Origin of the sequence: Pseudomonas capeferrum, from assembly GCF_013523055.1 — a bacterium.
In the GTDB taxonomy this organism is placed as follows: domain Bacteria; phylum Pseudomonadota; class Gammaproteobacteria; order Pseudomonadales; family Pseudomonadaceae; genus Aquipseudomonas; species Aquipseudomonas capeferrum_A.
The window spans coordinates 72300-88730 of the sequence record NZ_JAAMQM010000017.1; the positions used below are offsets into that span (position 1 = coordinate 72300).

Genomic DNA, 16431 nt, shown 5'->3' on the forward strand with positions numbered 1-16431 from the left:
GAGAGGCTCCACAAGCCGAAGGCTAAGCTTCAACATCGAACATCGAGCGCGTTTCCTCGACTGGCCGGCACTGCGTCTGGCCAGCTTTTCAGGAGATTGAAGCCCGCAGGAACGCCTGGTGCATCTGGGCCAGGGTCGGGAAATGGAATGCCGGCTGTTCGGCCATCAATTCCTCATGGCTGCCAAAGCCGTAACCCACCGCGACGGCCTGCAGCCCATTGCTGCGCGCGCCGATCAGATCGTGCTTGCGGTCCCCGATCATCAGCGTCTGGGTCGGGTCCAGGCCTTGCTCGTCGAGCAGGTGTCGGATCAGGTCGACCTTGTTGGTACGGGTACCGTCCAGCTCGCTGCCGTAGATCACCTTGAAGTGATGGTCGAAGGCAAAATGGCGGGCGATCTCGCGGGCGAACTCCCAAGGTTTCGAGGTGGCGATGTAGAGCGTGCGGTCCTGATCGGCGAGCGCTTGCAGCAACGCGGGTACGCCTTCGAACACCTGATTTTCGTACAGGCCGGTCACGCGAAAGCGTTCACGGTAGAAATTCACCGCCTCCCAGGCCTTGGCCTCCTCGAAGTCGTAGAACTGCATGAAGGCCTGCAGCAGTGGCGGGCCGATGAAGTGCTCGAGACGGGCCAGGTCCGGCTCATCGATACCCAGCTTGGCCAGTGCATACTGGATCGAGCGGGTGATGCCCAGGCGCGGGTCGGTCAAGGTACCGTCTAGGTCGAAAAGGATATTCTGCTGGCGCATGGCAGTCTCAGGAAGGGCTGTGGGCGGGAGTGGATTCCGGACGGTCATAGCCTTCGGCCAAATGCTGGTCCTTGAGCTTGACGTAGTTGCCCGCGCTGTACGAGAAGAACGCGCGCTCCTTGTCGGTCAGCGGCCGCGCTTGTTTGACCGGGCTGCCGACATACAGAAAGCCGCTGGCCAGACGTTTGCCAGGCGGCACCAGGCTGCCGGCACCGATGATGACCTCGTCCTCGACCACGGCACCGTCCATGATCGTGCTGCCCATGCCTACCAGGATCCGGTTTCCAAGAGTGCAACCATGCAGCATGACCTTGTGGCCGATGGTCACCTCGTCGCCGATCAACAGCGGGAAACCCTCGGGATTGAAGGGTCCGGCGTGGGTGATGTGCAGCACGCTGCCATCCTGCACGCTGGTGCGCGCGCCGATGCGGATACGGTGCATGTCGCCGCGGATGACCGTCAGTGGCCAGACCGAACTGTCCTCGCCGATCTCTACATCCCCTAGAACGACCGCCGAACGGTCGACGAAGGCCCGCGGTCCGAGCACAGGGGTGTGTTGCTGGAAGTTTCTGATGGCCATGATAGCGCCTCTTTTCAATGCCGATAGGCAGGCTGCCTGCTGCGGTCGGCGTCGATTGTAATTAAGATGGGGAAGTGTTTCTCCTGCCAAGGTATCCAAATCGTGAGTGCGAACAATCCGCTTCTGCAGTCCTTTGATCTGCCGCCCTTCTCGGCAATCCGTGCCGAACACGTGCTGCCGGCGATCGAACAGATCCTGGCCGACAACCGCAAAGCCATAGCCGACATCCTCAAGACCCAAGGCCAGAAGCCGACCTGGGCCGGGCTCGTGCTGGCGATGGATGAACTCAATGACCGCCTCGGCGCCGCCTGGAGCCCGGTGAGTCACCTCAATGCCGTGTGCAACAGCCCGGAGCTGCGCGAGGCCTATGAATCATGCCTGCCGGCCCTGAGCGCCTACTCCACCGAGCTGGGGCAGAACCGTGAACTGTTCGAAGCCTACCAGGCGCTGGCCAACAGCCCGGAAGCGGCGAACTTCGAGGTGGCGCAGAAGACCATTCTCGAACACGCCTTGCGTGACTTCCGCCTGTCGGGCATCGATCTGCCAGCCGACAAGCAACAACGCTATGCCGAAGTGCAGAGCACGCTCAGCGAACTGGGCAGCCGTTTCTCCAACCAGTTGCTCGATGCCACCCAGGCCTGGAGCAAGCACGTTGCCGATGAAGCCACGCTGGCCGGCCTGACCGACTCGGCCAAGGCACAGATGGCCGCCGCCGCCCAGGCCAAGGGCCTCGATGGCTGGCTGATCACCCTCGAGTTCCCCAGCTACTATGCCGTGATGACCTATGCGGACGACCGTGCCCTGCGCGAGGAAATCTACGCCGCCTACTGCACCCGCGCCTCGGACCAGGGACCCAATGCAGGCCAGTTCGACAATGGCCCGGTCATGCGCGAGATTCTTGACCTGCGCCAGGAACTGGCCGAACTGCTGGGCTATGCCAACTTCGCCGAGCTCAGCCTGGCTACCAAGATGGCGGAGTCCAGCGATCAGGTTCTGAGTTTCCTGCGCGATCTGGCCAAGCGCAGCAAACCCTTCGCTGTCCAGGACCTGGCCCAACTCAAGGCCTATGCCGCCGAACAAGGCTGCCCGGACCTGCAAAGCTGGGACGCGGGCTACTTCGGCGAGAAACTGCGCGAGCAACGCTACAGCGTGTCCCAGGAAACCCTGCGCGCCTACTTCCCGATCGACAAGGTGCTGTCCGGCCTGTTTGCCATCGTCCAGCGCCTGTATGGCATCGAGATCGCCGAACTCAAAGGCTTCGACAGCTGGCACCCGGAAGTACGACTGTTCGAGATCAAGGAAAACGGCCAGCACGTAGGGCGCTTCTTCTTCGACCTCTATGCCCGCGCCAACAAGCGCGGCGGTGCCTGGATGGACGGCGCCCGGGATCGTCGTCGCACCATCAGCGGCGAACTGCAAAGCCCGGTGGCCAACCTGGTGTGCAACTTCACACCGGCCGCCCCTGGCAAACCGGCCCTATTGACCCACGATGAAGTGACCACGCTGTTCCACGAGTTCGGTCATGGCCTGCATCATCTGCTGACGCGTATCGAGCATGCCGGCGTTTCCGGCATCAATGGTGTCGCCTGGGATGCGGTCGAACTGCCGAGCCAGTTCATGGAAAACTGGTGCTGGGAGCCGCAAGGCCTGGCATTGATTTCCGGTCATTACGAAACCGGGGTTCCGCTGCCTCAGGATCTGCTCGAAAAGATGCTCGCGGCGAAGAACTTCCAGTCTGGCCTGATGATGGTTCGACAACTGGAATTCTCCCTGTTCGACTTCGAGCTGCATGCCAACGCAGACAAGGGCCGCAGCGCTCTGGAAGTACTCGAGGCCGTACGCGACGAGGTCTCGGTGATGCGCCCGCCTGCCTACAACCGCTTTCCCAACAGCTTCGCGCACATCTTCGCCGGTGGCTATGCGGCGGGTTACTACAGCTACAAGTGGGCTGAGGTGCTGTCGGCCGATGCCTTCTCGCGCTTCGAGGAAGAGGGCGTATTCAACGCCGACACTGGCCGTGCCTTCCGCGAGGCGATCCTGGCCCGTGGCGGTTCACGCGAGCCGATGGTGCTGTTCGTCGATTTCCGTGGCCGTGAGCCGTCGATCGATGCACTCTTGCGTCATTGTGGCCTCAGCGAAGAAGTGGCCGCATGAGCGAGGTGACCGTGAACAAGACCAAGAAGCGCTTTGTCGCCGGGGCTGTCTGCCCGGCGTGCAGTGCAGCCGACAGATTGATGATGTGGAGCGAGGATGGCGTGCCGCACCGCGAATGCGTGGAGTGCGGTTTCTCCGATACCCTCAACGAGCAAGGGCTGTCCGTGCCCAAGGAGCTGGGCACACGGGTCAATCAGGCCGCGCCCAAGCCGGCCGCGCCGGTACAGACCGTGCAATTCTTCCCTAATCCGAAGCTGAAGAAGCCAACGCAATAGCGCATGAGCCGGGCTGGGGCCCGCGGCCCCAGTCCTGGCTTGCGCGGGTAGCACGTAGTTAACGCATGGCCGAGGTCATGGCATAGCAAGCTCGAGTCTTCATGACCCGAGCAAGGAAATGCCGTGACCACTGCCAACCCGCTGCTGAACCCCACTCCCCTGGTCGACTACGACCAAGTCATGCCCGAGCATGTGCTTCCCGCCATCGAACAGGTGATCGCGGAGCACGAGGCCGGTCTCCAACGCATCATCGAAGCCCAGGAAGCATTGCCCACCTGGGACGACCTGGTACTGGCCGTGGATGCACTGGATGCTCGCTTGCAGGGTGTCTTCTATTCGATCGTACCCCTGATGTTTCGTGACGAAGCGTGGCAGACGCAGGTCCACGCGTGTTTCGGCCTGGTCGATGTGCGCTTCAAGCAAAAGCTCAAGAACGCACGGCTGCATGCCCTCTACCGGCGTCTTGCCGACAGTGAGCTAGGCGTCAACCTCGATGCTCACCGGCGCAGCACGCTTGCACAGGCGCTGGAAGAATTCCGTCAGGCCGGAGCCCTGCTGGACGATGCCGACCAGGATCGCCTGGTGCAGCTCGAAGCGCAGATCCGAGAACTCGAAGGTCTGTTCGCAGCCAATATCGGGCGGTCGGTCGAGCATTCCGCTATCCACCTTACCGATGGACAGCGCCTCGGCGAAGTGCCACAACGGCTGCGCGACGAGATGGCCCAAAAGGCCAAAGCCGCTTCCCTCACGGGATGGCTGATAGCCTGCGAAGAGGCAGCCTGCAAAGCCATACTCGAACATGCCTCGGACCGGGATCTGCGCCAGCAGGTCTACAAGGCCTATCACACCCGTGGTTGGGATGCCGAGGCCGGCCACGATAATGAACCGGTACTCGAACGATTGGCGAAGGCCAGGCATGAGAAGGCACGGTTGCTTGGCTTTGCCAATCACATGGAACTGAGCTTGCGGACCAAGAGCGCCGGCTCGGTCGAGCGGGTGCACGAGTTCCTGGATGACCTGGCACGCAGAGTGAGCCCAATGATGCAGCGATGGCAAGCAGGGCTGCGAAGGACTGCATCGGACATGGGCCTGACCGACGTGCAACCCTGGGACCTGGACTATCTCCAGGCCATGGGCAGACGTGCGACGCAGGCTCTGTCCGTCGAACGCTTTCGTGAGTTCTATCCGCTGGGCCGGGTGGTCGAAGCTCTGCGCGATCTGGCCCGCCAGTTGTTCGGCCTGACCTTGAACCCATATGAGGCGGTAGGTGCATGGGACCCGAGCGTCAGTACCTTCGAAGTGGTGCAAGACCATGCCGTGATCGGCTACCTGTATCTGGACCTGGTCGAGCGGCCAGGCAAGCAGAGTGGTTCTGTGTTCACCTCCTATGTCTGGAACCGCCGCATCGACGCCGAGGGTATTTACCACGGGGCAGTGGCGATCGTGTTCAGCGACACGTCCGCCGGCCTGGAAGGCGCGCCGCCATTGCTCGATCCTCTGGCCTTGCGCAAGCTGTTCCACGAATTCGGCCATGCCCTGCACCACTTGCTGGTGCGTACCAGCAATCATGTGTTGTCCGATGTCCGTCGGTTTGGCACCGATGGTGTCGAAGTCTCGGGCAAGCTGCTGGAGCGCTGGGCTTGCAACGCCGCCTACCTGGCCAGCATTTCCTCTCATGTCGAGAATGGCGGCGTATTGACCGAGGCGCAGGTGCAGTCGGTATTGGCGAGCCAGGAGACTGGTGTCCGGGAGTGTGCCGAAAACCTGTCACGGGCCTTGTTCGATCTGGACCTGCATCAGGCGCCTGACGACGGCAGGACGATTCACGAGCGAGCCGAGGCCAGTTACGCGAAGGTCTCGCGTTGGCCAATGGCCGGGTTCGAAAAACCGATGCACGCTTTCGATTACCTCATCAGTGGCTATGACGCAGGCTACTACGCCTATCTCTGGTCCGATGTGCGGGCCTTCGATCTGTTCTCGCGTTTCGAGCGTGAAGGATTGCTCGATGCCGCTGCCGGGCGTGCGCTTCAAGAGGACTTCTTCGCGCATGGAACCGCACGCTCGCTTGCCGAAAGCATCGAGACGTTCCTCGGCCGACCGGTGAGCGCAACGTCGTACTTGCGCGGACTCGGCCTGAATGACACTGGAGGCGAGTGATGAAAGGCGCTGGAACATCGGCATGTTCCGGATTACTGTATATGGATACAGTTTCCAGGTGATGCCATGCCCATTCCAGCGCCGCAAAGAGGCCGTGGTACGACCCACAATCCGCACAATCGCTTCGCACCTCATCGTTCGCTGGCCGAGGATGACGGCTGGACTCGGGAGGTGCCCTTGACCCAGGGCACCGAGGTGCGCAGCGAAACCGCCAAGACCATCATCACCCGCAACAACTCCCCGGATCTGCCGTTCGATCGCTCGGTCAATCCGTACCGCGGTTGCGAGCATGGTTGCATCTACTGCTATGCGCGTCCCAGTCATGCTTACTGGGACCTCTCCCCCGGGCTCGATTTCGAAACCAAGCTGATCGCCAAGACCAACGCCGCCGAAGTGCTCGAACAGCAATTGAGTAAGCCAGGCTACGTGTGCGCGCCGATCAACCTGGGTTCCAATACCGATCCTTACCAACCTATCGAGCGCGAGCAGCGGTTGACTCGGCGCCTGCTGGAAGTCCTGTTGCGCTATCGCCACCCGGTGACCATTGTCACCAAGGGGTCGCTGATCCTGCGTGACCTGGACCTGATTGCCGAGCTGGCGCAACAACGGTTGGTCGCAGTGATGATCAGCCTGACCACTCTGGACGACGAGCTCAAGCGTACGCTTGAACCTCGCGCCGCGGCGCCCAAGGCACGGCTGCGGGCCATAGGCGTCTTGCGTGAAGCCGGTGTTCCGGTAGGCGTACTCTGTTCGCCGATAATTCCGATGATCAACGACTGCGAATTGGAGCGTCTGCTCGAAGCGGCCAAGACCGCCGGCGCGCAGAGTGCTGCCTACATGATGCTACGGCTGCCCTTGGAGGTAGCACCCTTGTTCGAGCAGTGGTTGCAGGACCATTATCCGCAGCGCACCGCGCACGTGCTCAGCCTGATTCGTCAGAGCCGGGGCGGTAAGCTCTATGACAGCCGCTTCGGTGCCCGCATGCGGGGCGAGGGTGTGTTCGCCGAGTTGCTGGCGCAGCGCTTCGGCAAGGCGATCCGCCGCCTGGACCTGAACCGACGTGAGGGATATGCACTCGATTGCACCGCGTTCTGTCCGCCTGGGGGCCAGCTCGCCTTGTTCTAGGCACATGCTGGTTAGTGGCCGCTAATGTTTTTTTGCTATTATTCAGGCTCCTTCCTTTTGAAGCTGGAACGCCCGTTCTAGACGATTCTAATTCAGTTTCAGTTAAGTTTTACCCGGTAGCGTAGGAAAACAGTTCACAAGGACTGTGATTAATGTTCGGTGCCTGTCATCTAAATGCCACGCATAGCCAGAATCTTTAATCGGTAAAATGGATTTACCTACAAACCGTCAAGAGGATGAATCATGCCCGTCAAGGACCCCTCCAAGGTTGTTCCGGATGTACCTGCCGAAAGCGCCGATGCTGCCCTGAAGCACATCGTCGACGGCTTCGTCAGGTTTCATCATGAGGTCTTCCCGGAACAGGAAGCCCTGTTCAAGAAGCTCGCCACCGCGCAAAAGCCTCGCGCCATGTTCATCACCTGTGCCGATTCGCGCATCGTGCCCGAGCTGATCACCCAGAGCTCGCCCGGCGATCTGTTCGTGACCCGCAACGTCGGTAACGTCGTGCCGCCGTATGGCCAGATGAATGGCGGCGTGTCCACCGCCATCGAGTACGCGGTCATGGCTCTGGGGGTTCACCACATCATCGTGTGCGGTCACTCCGACTGCGGTGCGATGCGTGCAGTGCTCAACCCGCAGAGTCTGGAGAAGATGCCGACCGTCAAGGCATGGCTGCGCCATGCGGAAGTCGCTCGGACCGTGGTCGAGGACAACTGCTCGTGTGGCAGCGAGCATGAAACCATGCAGGTGCTGACCAAGGAAAACGTCATCGCCCAGTTGCAGCATCTGCGTACCCACCCTTCCGTGGCTTCGCGCCTGGCGGCGGGTCAGCTGTACATCCATGGCTGGATCTATGACATCGAGACGAGCCAGATCGAAGCCTATGATGCCGAAAGAGACAGCTTCAGGCCGTTGACTTCCGGCGATGCCGTTCCCTGCGCAACGCCGCGAGGACGCTACTAAGCGTCCCTTGCCCACACGTTGAAACCTTGACTGGCGACCGCACCCTTTGGGTGTGGTCCCGTCATCGGCTGCCTTGAATTTCCCTTATTGCCCTGCCGGGTCGCTGGCGGCTTACGGCTGCGCGTCCGACGGGTCCCTGTTACTGGCCATAGGAATGGCCTCGAGATCGAGAGAAGGAATCTGATGGTGAACAAGACACAGATCAAGGCGGCCGTGCCGCGTGAGTTGCTGGCGTCAGTAGTGGTCTTTCTGGTGGCCCTGCCGCTGTGCATGGGCATTGCGATTGCTTCGGGCATGCCACCGGCCAAGGGGCTGATCACCGGTATCATCGGCGGCCTGGTCGTGGGCTTCCTGGCGGGCTCGCCCCTCCAGGTGAGCGGCCCTGCCGCAGGCCTGGCGGTATTGGTGTTCGAGCTGGTACGCCAGCACGGCATGGCGATGTTGGGCCCGATCCTGCTACTGGCCGGCCTGCTGCAGTTGCTGGCCGGGAGGTTTCGGCTGGGATGCTGGTTCAGGGTCACGGCGCCTGCCGTGGTGTATGGCATGCTTGCCGGTATCGGTGTGCTGATCGTGCTGTCGCAATTGCATGTCATGTTCGATACCTCACCACAGCCTTCCGGCATGCAGAATCTGATGGGCTTCCCCGCTACCTTGGCGGCTGCGCTGCCGCTGGAAAGCGCAGCGAGCGGTTGGCAGGCCGGCGCCCTGGGACTGGGCACCATTGCCATGATGTGGGGATGGGAACGCTGGCGACCGCAGCGTCTGCGCTTTATCCCGGGCGCGTTGCTGGGGGTGGCGTCGATGACCGCGATCAGTGTCTGGCTCGCGTTGCCGGTCAACCGAGTGGTAGTGCCCGCGGACCTTACCGAAGCCATCGACTGGATCCGTCTGGACGACCTGACGAAACTGGCTGACCCGACACTGCTGGTAGCGGCCGTGGCCCTGGCGTTCATCGCCAGCGCGGAGACTCTGCTGTCTGCCGCAGCGGTCGACCGCATGCACAGCGGACAGCGTTCGGACTTCGATCGCGAATTGTCGGCCCAAGGCATCGGCAACATGTTGTGTGGCGTGTTAGGTGCCCTGCCGATGACCGGGGTGATCGTACGCAGTTCGGCGAATGTCCAGGCTGGTGCCCAGACACGCGCCTCGGCCATCCTGCATGGCCTATGGTTGCTCGGATTCGTGGTAGTGCTGAGCCAGGTGCTGCAGCAGATTCCGGTCGCGAGCCTTGCCGGCGTGCTGGTCTTCACCGGCGTGAAACTGGTCGACTTCAAGGCGTTCCGCGGTCTCAGCCGCTATGGCCGCATGCCGATGTTCACTTATGCGGCTACTGCATTGGCGATCGTCTTCACCGATCTGTTGACGGGTGTACTGCTGGGCTTCGCCCTGACCTTGCTGAAGCTTGCGTTCAAGGCGGCGCGTCTGAAGATCAACCTGGTGGACCTCGAAACACCCGGGCACATGGAGCTGCGACTGACAGGCGCCGCCACCTTCCTCAAGGTACCGGCCTTGACCCAGGCACTCGACAGCGTACCAGCAGGCACGACCCTGCATGTGCCACTGGCCAACCTGCGTTACATCGATCACTCGGTGCTGGAGTTGCTGGAGGACTGGGGCCGAGCGAACCGCGCCATGGGGTCGCGCCTGATGCTCGAGCAGCGTGGGCTCAAGCGCAGGATCGAGGGTGGGTTGCGCACGGCCGCAGAGGTCTGATCAGTCCTCTTCGACCACTTTCATGGTGGGGGAGCCGGGCCAGGTGCCATACAGGTTGATGGTCCGGCTACCCCCTACCCACTGGCTCAGCGGCGTGGCCCAGTTGAGCACCTGGATATCGTTCTGGCCAATGTTGACGAACTCCGCGCTTACTTGCAGGCGCGTGGCATTCAGGGGAATGTCGTTGAAATTGGCCGAACTCCCGCCGGTGATCAACGTTTTCCTTTCGACACGCCCGGCCGGGGTTTCGTAGGTAACGGTGACCTTGGTGGTGTAGGTCGTCGCGGAAGTAGCCTTGCTGTCGATGTGCAGCTTGAGCGAGCCGATCTTTCTGACCCAGGTCGGAATCAACAGTTTGCTGCCGCCGAACGAGGTAAAGCTATAGGCCACTGGCAGTGGATGGGTGGCCACCTCGCCATCCTTGCCAGGTAACGTATGCGACTCGACGGCTGAAGTGTCACGGCTTGCGATGAACGACGCGCCGCCCTTGCCGGAAATACCGTCCTCGCCCAGCAAGGTATTCAAGCCGCTGGCAGTCCCTGACAAGGAAAACTTTGCATTCTTGCGTTTGGCGCCGGCATTTATGCCGCTGTCGGCATAAATAACGTTGTTGACCACGCCAAAGCCTTCGGCAATACCGCCGTTGCTGGCCATCCCGACCGATTTGGCCTGCTCGTACAACCACTCGTATTGTCCGTGGATCAAGGACATGTCGCTGAGGCGATGCTCGCTGTTGATGGCGAACTCGGAGGCGATGGATTCCTCTTTCCCAAAGGTCCACTCCAAGGTGATGTCAGGCTTGGCCAAGGCGCCGGTCGCGGGATCGAAAACGGTCCCCTGGATATTGGCTTTCATTTCCTTTCGCTGCACGTCCTTGGAGCTGATGGCCCACCGACGCCCTTGGCTGATCCTGATGGTTTCAGTCTTGGGCATTGCCTCCCTCACCAGGGTGAACTCGCCGGATGCCGGATCGACGATACCCACAGCGCCTGGCTTGATGATCGGATTGAGCGCCCAGTTGCCCCACAGGGTCGGGCGGCTGCCACGCAGCAGGTCGGTGTAGATTCGATTCCATTTGATAGCCATGTCGTCTTCCTTTCCTGTTGTGAATGATCCGCCCTCGCGAACGGATGCAGAAGACGCTATCAAGCAGGTGGGAATGGCATCAGCGGGAGCCGCTTCCTGGCGGCTCGTGCGGGGGCGGGAATCAGTGGAGCGTATTGAGGGAGAGTTCGACGTTCAGCTGCCGCGACAGGCAGGGCCAGCGCTTCCACGCGGCACCGGTAGCCGGGCTGCTCAAGGCTTCACGGTACGCTTCGACCGATTCCAGCGCGAAGCTGGCCTCGTCCAGCATCTCGTCTACCGAGTGATGCACCACTTCATCCAGCTGGTTGGCAAAGCTTTCGCCGATGAGCTGGTGGGCGATCAGGTTGGCCACGGTCGTATCGACCGGGATCAGTGGTTGTCGGAAATGACGGATGTACAGGTCGTTCACTTCTTCGACCAGGCGATGGGCGAGGTAGGCTTCATCCAGCAGGCAATCGAGCCCGACCTGGCCTGTCATTATCTCCGGCGGCTGCAGGAAATAGGCTTCGGCTAGCTTCAGCACCGGCTTGACCTGGCTTTCAATGCCCGCTTCCTGCGCTACCGCATGAGCGGCCTCGAGCAACTCCGGGACCTGGTCGATATAGGCACCGACGAAGCGGGTCATGGTGCCAGGCGCATCTTCCCGCGGCAGCTGGATGGACGGGTGCAGGAGAGGCAATTGCTGTTCGAGCCGCTGTTTCAGCTGGCCGGTCTGGCTTTCATGTTGGTGGGCAAAGGTAATCTGCTCGCGCAATGCGGCGATGTTCATGACAACTCCAGGGACAGGACATGACAAACGGAAGACACTAAGTTAGCTCGGCTGGAGAATTACTTAAGACATAATTGTTATAAATGAAACGATTAACTAGCTGATCAGGAATATAAATGGCGATAAGGGGCGTTTAGGCCTGTATTTATGGGGTTCATGCCTGAAGCGACAATTTCATGAAGGTGTTTTCATGAGGCCATGGCGGGCCTTCGTCCCCTGGCTATACTCCGCTTGAAGATGATTCGTTGATGAGGCCCGACTGCTATTCGCAGAGAGCTCGGTCGTCGAAGTACGCAGTCTTGACGCCGTACCCTTCGCCTTGAGTCCACGCCTCCGGGACAATAAGAACGATAAGGGGTACCCGCATGCGACATCCATACGTCTGGATGGGCCTGCTGTCGTGGATGGCGTTCGGTCAGGCGCAAGGCGCCTGGACGGTGAACATGGCTCCGGGGGTCACGGAAGTCTCGAACGCCGTATTCGAGCTGCACATGATCATTTTCTGGATCTGCGTGGTGATCGGCATCCTGGTGTTCGGCGTGATGTTCTGGTCGATGGTTCTTCACCGGCGCTCGACGGGCCAGCAACCGGCCAGCTTCCACGAGCACACACGGGTAGAGATTCTCTGGACCGTAATCCCCTTCCTGATTTTGGTGGCCATGGCGATTCCCGCCACCAAGACGCTCATCGACATCTACGACGCCAGTGAGTCGGACATCGATATCCAGGTGACCGGGTACCAGTGGAAGTGGCACTACAAGTACCTGGGCCAGGACGTGGAGTTCTTCAGCAACCTGGCCACGCCCGCCGGGCAGATCAGCAACCAGGCGCCCAAGGGTGAGCATTACCTGCTCGAGGTCGACCAGCCATTGGTGTTGCCGGTCGGTGCCAAGGTGCGTTTTCTGGTGACCGCCGCCGATGTCATTCATTCCTGGTGGGTACCGGCCTTCGCGGTCAAGCGTGATGCTATTCCTGGGTTCGTCAACGAGGCCTGGACGCGTATCGAAAAGCCTGGCATCTACCGTGGCCAGTGCACCGAGTTATGCGGCAAGGACCATGGCTTCATGCCTGTGGTGGTCGAGGTCAAATCCCGTTCCGATTACGACAGCTGGCTTGGCGAGCGCAAGGCGGAAGCAGCCAAGCTCAAGGAATTGACCAGCAAGGAGTGGACCCTGGAGGAGCTGGTCGAACGCGGCGACAAGGTCTATCACACCACCTGTGTCGCCTGCCATCAGGCCGAAGGCCAGGGCCTGCCGCCGATGTTCCCGGCGCTCAAGGGCTCGAAGATCGCCACCGGACCGCTCGAAGACCACCTGGGCATCGTCTTCCATGGCAAGCCCGGCACGGCCATGGCCGCTTTCGGCAAGCAGCTGTCGGAAGTCGATATCGCCGCGGTGGTCACTTACGAGCGTAACGCCTGGGGCAACGCCAAGGGCGACATGGTCACGCCCAAGGATGTGCTGGCGCTCAAGCAGGCGCAGAGCCAGTGAGCCGGATCATCGCAGGTTGCCGCAGCCGTCATCGGATTGCAGGAGACAGGACATGAGTGCAGTAATCGACGAGCATGGCCATGGGCACGAACATGTGCATGGTCCGGCCAAGGGCTTGATGCGCTGGGTGCTGACCACCAATCACAAGGACATCGGAACGATGTACCTGTGGTTCAGTTTCACCATGTTCCTGCTCGGCGGCTCCTTCGCCATGGTGATTCGCGCCGAGCTGTTTCAGCCGGGTCTGCAGATCGTGGAGCCGGCCTTCTTCAACCAGATGACCACCATGCATGGCCTGATCATGGTCTTCGGCGCGGTGATGCCGGCGTTCGTCGGGCTGGCCAACTGGATGATCCCCTTGATGATCGGCGCGCCGGACATGGCCTTGCCGCGCATGAACAACTTCAGCTTCTGGCTGCTGCCGGCCGCCTTCCTGCTACTGGTCTCGACCCTGTTCAGCCCAGGGGGCGGACCGAACTTCGGCTGGACCTTCTACGCGCCCCTGTCCACGACCTACGCGCCCGAAAGCGTGACGTTTTTCATCTTCGCCATTCACCTGATGGGTATCAGCTCGATCATGGGTGCGATCAATGTCATCGCCACCATCCTCAATCTGCGCGCTCCCGGCATGACCCTGATGAAGATGCCCCTGTTCGTCTGGACCTGGCTGATCACCGCTTTCCTGCTGATCGCCGTGATGCCGGTGCTCGCCGGGGTGGTGACCATGATGCTCATGGACATCCACTTCGGCACCAGCTTTTTCAGCGCGGCGGGTGGCGGCGACCCTGTGTTGTTTCAGCATGTGTTCTGGTTCTTCGGCCATCCGGAGGTCTACATCATGATCCTGCCGGCCTTCGGCGCCGTCAGCTCGATCATCCCGGCCTTTTCGCGCAAGCCCCTGTTCGGCTACACCTCCATGGTCTACGCCACCGGGGCGATCGCTTTCCTGTCGTTCATCGTCTGGGCGCACCACATGTTCGTGGTCGGCGTCCCGGTGGTCGGCGAGCTGTTCTTCATGTACGCGACCATGCTTATCGCCGTGCCTACCGGGGTGAAGGTGTTCAACTGGGTCAGCACCATGTGGCAGGGAGCGCTGACGTTCGAGACGCCCATGCTGTTCGCCGTGGCATTCGTGATCCTGTTCACCATCGGCGGCTTCTCGGGGCTGATGCTGGCGATCGCGCCTGCCGACTTCCAGTACCACGACACCTATTTCGTGGTCGCTCACTTCCACTACGTGCTGGTTCCCGGCGCCATCTTCGGCATCTTCGCCTCCGCTTACTACTGGCTACCGAAATGGACCGGGCACATGTACGACGAAACCCTGGGCAAGCTGCATTTCTGGTTGTCCTTCATCGGCATGAACATGGCGTTCTTCCCCATGCATTTCGTCGGCCTGGCAGGCATGCCGCGGCGGGTACCGGACTACAACCTGCAGTTCGCGGATTTCAACATGGTCTCGTCGATCGGTGCGTTCACCTTCGGGGCCACACAGATTTTCTTCCTGTTCATCGTCATCAAATGTATCCGCGGTGGCGAGCCGGCCCCCGCCAAGCCATGGGACGGCGCCGAGGGGCTGGAGTGGTCCGTGCCCTCGCCCGCGCCGTACCACACCTTCCAGACCCCGCCCGAGGTCAAGTAGGAGCGCCATGGACATGCACGGCCTCTCGCAAAGACGTCTGGTCCTGCGCCTGTCATTGATGACAGTGGTGATGTTCGCCTTCGGTTTTGCCCTGGTGCCCCTTTATGACGTCATGTGCCAGGCCTTCGGCATCAATGGCAAGACCGCGGGGCAGTATCAGGGCTCGCAGGTCAGCGATCCTTCGCGCTCGATTCGCGTGCAGTTCATGTCGACCAATGCCAGCGACATGGTCTGGGAATTTCATGCCAAGGCTGACCAGATCGAGGTCAACCCAGGTGCGGTCAACCAGATGGTCTTCATCGCGCGCAATCCGACCGGCAGATCCATGACGGCACAGGCCGTGCCCAGCATCACTCCGGCTGAGGCGGCGGCCTACTTCCACAAGACCGAGTGCTTCTGCTTCAGCCAGCAGGTGCTGCAGCCGGGCGAACGCATCGAGATGCCGGTGCGCTTCATCGTCGACCGTGACCTGCCTGCCCATGTGAAACACCTGACACTGGCGTACACCTTGTTCGATATCACTGCTCGCCAGCCGCCAGTCGCCCGACTGACGGCAGAGGATGTCCAGGGCGCCCGATAAGGAGAACAGCAATGGCAAGTCACGACCACTATTACGTCCCGGCGCAGAGCAAATGGCCCATCATTGCCACGCTCGGCCTGCTCATTACCGTGTACGGCCTGGGCACCTGGTTCAACGATCTCAAGGCGGGACGCCCGGATTCACACGGGCCGTTGATCTTCTTCGTTGGCGGGCTGTGCGTGGCCTACATGATGTTCGGCTGGTTCGGCGCGGTGGTCAGGGAAAGTCGTGCCGGGCTGTACAGTCCCCAGCTCGACCGCTCCTTCCGTTGGGGCATGGGCTGGTTCATCTTTTCCGAAGTGATGTTCTTCGTGGCTTTCTTCGGCACGCTTTTCTACGTGCGCATACTGGCCGGCCCCTGGCTCGGCGGAGAAGGCCACAAGGGCGTCTCCCATATGCTCTGGCCGAGCTTCGAATTCGCCTGGCCGCTGCTCAATACGCCTGACCCCAAGCTGTTTCCAGCCGCACGCGACGTCATCGACCCCTGGCACCTGCCATTGATCAACACCATCCTGCTGGTCAGTTCCAGCGTAACCATCACCCTCGCCCATCATGCCCTGCGCAAGGACCATCGCAGTGCATTGAAAGGCTGGCTGGGAGTGACAATCCTCCTGGGGATCGCTTTCCTAACATTGCAGGCCTACGAATACCACGAGGCCTACACCGAACTCGGACTGACCCTAGGCTCCGGAATCTACGGAGCGACCTTCTTCATGCTCACCGGCTTTCACGGTGCGCACGTGACGATGGGCACCTTGATTCTGATCGTCATGTTCGCGCGCATCCTGCGAGGGCATTTCTCACCCGACAAGCATTTCGGCTTCGAAGCCGCCAGTTGGTATTGGCATTTCGTCGATGTGGTCTGGGTCGGGCTGTTTATTTTCGTGTACGTGCTCTAGAGCGCCTCAGAACGGGGCGTGGGAAACCAGCTGACCGCTCAGCAGACCCCAGGTCACCAGAGCCAGGGTCAAGACGGCCAGGGTGACCCTTACCGTCAGGGCCTTGAGCAGGCGGGTGGACTGGCCGTCATCTCGGGCCAGGAAGAACAGGCCACTGAACAGGCTGGCGATAGTGGCCAACAGCATCAGGACAATCGCGGCTTTGAGCATGGCGAACTCCGAGGGAGGCACTGATGGGTACAAGTATAGC

15 protein-coding genes are annotated in these 16431 nt (G+C 60.9%); 10 read left to right on the plus strand and 5 right to left on the minus strand.

Annotated elements, in window-relative coordinates:
* Positions 1-88: 88 nt before the first annotated feature.
* Both G7009_RS19375 and G7009_RS19380 read right to left on the minus strand, forming a co-directional pair.
* Positions 89-748 carry an HAD family hydrolase gene (locus G7009_RS19375; protein ID WP_181131706.1) on the minus strand — a complete coding sequence of 220 codons (660 nt, stop codon included), beginning with the start codon at positions 746-748 and terminating at the stop codon, positions 89-91.
* 7 nt (positions 749-755) lie between these two features.
* Positions 756-1328 carry a gamma carbonic anhydrase family protein gene (locus tag G7009_RS19380; protein ID WP_181131707.1) on the minus strand — a complete coding sequence of 191 codons (573 nt, stop codon included), beginning with the start codon at positions 1326-1328 and terminating at the stop codon, positions 756-758.
* Between the two features lie 66 nt (positions 1329-1394).
* Between G7009_RS19380 and prlC the strand changes: the two genes are divergently transcribed.
* The 6 genes from prlC to G7009_RS19410 all read left to right on the plus strand — a co-directional run bounded on the left by prlC (position 1395) and on the right by G7009_RS19410 (position 9715).
* Positions 1395-3482: an oligopeptidase A gene (gene prlC, locus G7009_RS19385; RefSeq protein WP_181131708.1), complete on the plus strand. Its 2088-nt coding sequence runs from the start codon at positions 1395-1397 to the stop codon at positions 3480-3482.
* On the plus strand, positions 3479-3757 hold the full coding sequence (locus tag G7009_RS19390) for a YheV family putative zinc ribbon protein (RefSeq protein WP_219856674.1): 279 nt from the start codon (positions 3479-3481) through the stop codon (positions 3755-3757). Before prlC ends, G7009_RS19390 begins: the two co-directional genes overlap by 4 nt.
* 123 nt (positions 3758-3880) lie before the next feature.
* Complete coding sequence (locus G7009_RS19395) at positions 3881-5914, plus strand: M3 family metallopeptidase (protein WP_308813336.1); 2034 nt, start codon at positions 3881-3883, stop codon at positions 5912-5914.
* Between the two features lie 66 nt (positions 5915-5980).
* Positions 5981-7039, plus strand: coding sequence for a PA0069 family radical SAM protein (locus G7009_RS19400; RefSeq protein WP_181131709.1), 1059 nt, complete (start codon positions 5981-5983; stop codon positions 7037-7039).
* 243 nt (positions 7040-7282) lie between these two features.
* On the plus strand, positions 7283-8002 hold the full coding sequence (locus tag G7009_RS19405; RefSeq protein WP_181131710.1) for a carbonic anhydrase: 720 nt from the start codon (positions 7283-7285) through the stop codon (positions 8000-8002).
* Between the two features lie 183 nt (positions 8003-8185).
* The gene (locus G7009_RS19410) at positions 8186-9715 is read left to right on the plus strand and encodes a SulP family inorganic anion transporter (protein WP_219856675.1); all 1530 of its coding nucleotides are present in this window, start codon (positions 8186-8188) and stop codon (positions 9713-9715) included.
* Here the strand turns inward: G7009_RS19410 and G7009_RS19415 are convergent, their stop codons facing one another.
* Both G7009_RS19415 and G7009_RS19420 read right to left on the minus strand, forming a co-directional pair.
* On the minus strand, positions 9716-10801 hold the full coding sequence (locus G7009_RS19415; RefSeq protein WP_181131712.1) for a hypothetical protein: 1086 nt from the start codon (positions 10799-10801) through the stop codon (positions 9716-9718). It abuts the gene before it with no gap.
* Positions 10802-10922: 121 nt separating this feature from the next.
* Positions 10923-11570: a hypothetical protein gene (locus G7009_RS19420; RefSeq protein ID WP_181131713.1), complete on the minus strand. Its 648-nt coding sequence runs from the start codon at positions 11568-11570 to the stop codon at positions 10923-10925.
* 365 nt (positions 11571-11935) lie between these two features.
* Between G7009_RS19420 and coxB the strand changes: the two genes are divergently transcribed.
* The 4 genes from coxB to G7009_RS19440 are packed head-to-tail and all read left to right on the plus strand — an operon-like array spanning position 11936 to position 16181.
* Positions 11936-13060, plus strand: coding sequence for a cytochrome c oxidase subunit II (gene coxB / locus G7009_RS19425; protein WP_181131714.1), 1125 nt, complete (start codon positions 11936-11938; stop codon positions 13058-13060).
* Between the two features lie 52 nt (positions 13061-13112).
* Entirely contained in the window at positions 13113-14702 is a 1590-nt protein-coding gene (ctaD, locus tag G7009_RS19430) for a cytochrome c oxidase subunit I (RefSeq protein ID WP_181131715.1), read from the plus strand.
* A 13-nt stretch (positions 14703-14715) separates the two neighbouring features.
* A complete protein-coding gene (locus tag G7009_RS19435; protein ID WP_181131777.1) occupies positions 14716-15282 on the plus strand; it encodes a cytochrome c oxidase assembly protein in 567 nt (188 codons plus the stop codon).
* An 11-nt stretch (positions 15283-15293) separates the two neighbouring features.
* Positions 15294-16181: a cytochrome c oxidase subunit 3 gene (locus G7009_RS19440; RefSeq protein WP_181131716.1), complete on the plus strand. Its 888-nt coding sequence runs from the start codon at positions 15294-15296 to the stop codon at positions 16179-16181.
* A 6-nt stretch (positions 16182-16187) separates the two neighbouring features.
* Here the strand turns inward: G7009_RS19440 and G7009_RS19445 are convergent, their stop codons facing one another.
* Positions 16188-16391 carry a twin transmembrane helix small protein gene (locus tag G7009_RS19445; protein ID WP_181131717.1) on the minus strand — a complete coding sequence of 68 codons (204 nt, stop codon included), beginning with the start codon at positions 16389-16391 and terminating at the stop codon, positions 16188-16190.
* Positions 16392-16431: the final 40 nt, after the last annotated feature.

Bases quoted from the DNA above. Each gene is read 5' to 3' on its own strand.
- G7009_RS19415 (WP_181131712.1), bottom strand. From the start codon at position 10,801: ATGGCTATCAAATGGAATCGAATCTACACCGACCTGCTGCGTGGCAGC.
- G7009_RS19405 (WP_181131710.1), top strand. From the start codon at position 7,283: ATGCCCGTCAAGGACCCCTCCAAGGTTGTTCCGGATGTACCTGCCGAA.
- ctaD (WP_181131715.1), top strand. From the start codon at position 13,113: ATGAGTGCAGTAATCGACGAGCATGGCCATGGGCACGAACATGTGCAT.
- G7009_RS19420 (WP_181131713.1), bottom strand. From the start codon at position 11,570: ATGAACATCGCCGCATTGCGCGAGCAGATTACCTTTGCCCACCAACAT.
- G7009_RS19440 (WP_181131716.1), top strand. From the start codon at position 15,294: ATGGCAAGTCACGACCACTATTACGTCCCGGCGCAGAGCAAATGGCCC.
- coxB (WP_181131714.1), top strand. From the start codon at position 11,936: ATGCGACATCCATACGTCTGGATGGGCCTGCTGTCGTGGATGGCGTTC.
- G7009_RS19375 (WP_181131706.1), bottom strand. From the start codon at position 748: ATGCGCCAGCAGAATATCCTTTTCGACCTAGACGGTACCTTGACCGAC.
- G7009_RS19410 (WP_219856675.1), top strand. From the start codon at position 8,186: ATGGTGAACAAGACACAGATCAAGGCGGCCGTGCCGCGTGAGTTGCTG.
- G7009_RS19445 (WP_181131717.1), bottom strand. From the start codon at position 16,391: ATGCTCAAAGCCGCGATTGTCCTGATGCTGTTGGCCACTATCGCCAGC.
- prlC (WP_181131708.1), top strand. From the start codon at position 1,395: ATGGGGAAGTGTTTCTCCTGCCAAGGTATCCAAATCGTGAGTGCGAAC.
- G7009_RS19380 (WP_181131707.1), bottom strand. From the start codon at position 1,328: ATGGCCATCAGAAACTTCCAGCAACACACCCCTGTGCTCGGACCGCGG.
- G7009_RS19390 (WP_219856674.1), top strand. From the start codon at position 3,479: ATGAGCGAGGTGACCGTGAACAAGACCAAGAAGCGCTTTGTCGCCGGG.
- G7009_RS19435 (WP_181131777.1), top strand. From the start codon at position 14,716: ATGCACGGCCTCTCGCAAAGACGTCTGGTCCTGCGCCTGTCATTGATG.
- G7009_RS19400 (WP_181131709.1), top strand. From the start codon at position 5,981: ATGCCCATTCCAGCGCCGCAAAGAGGCCGTGGTACGACCCACAATCCG.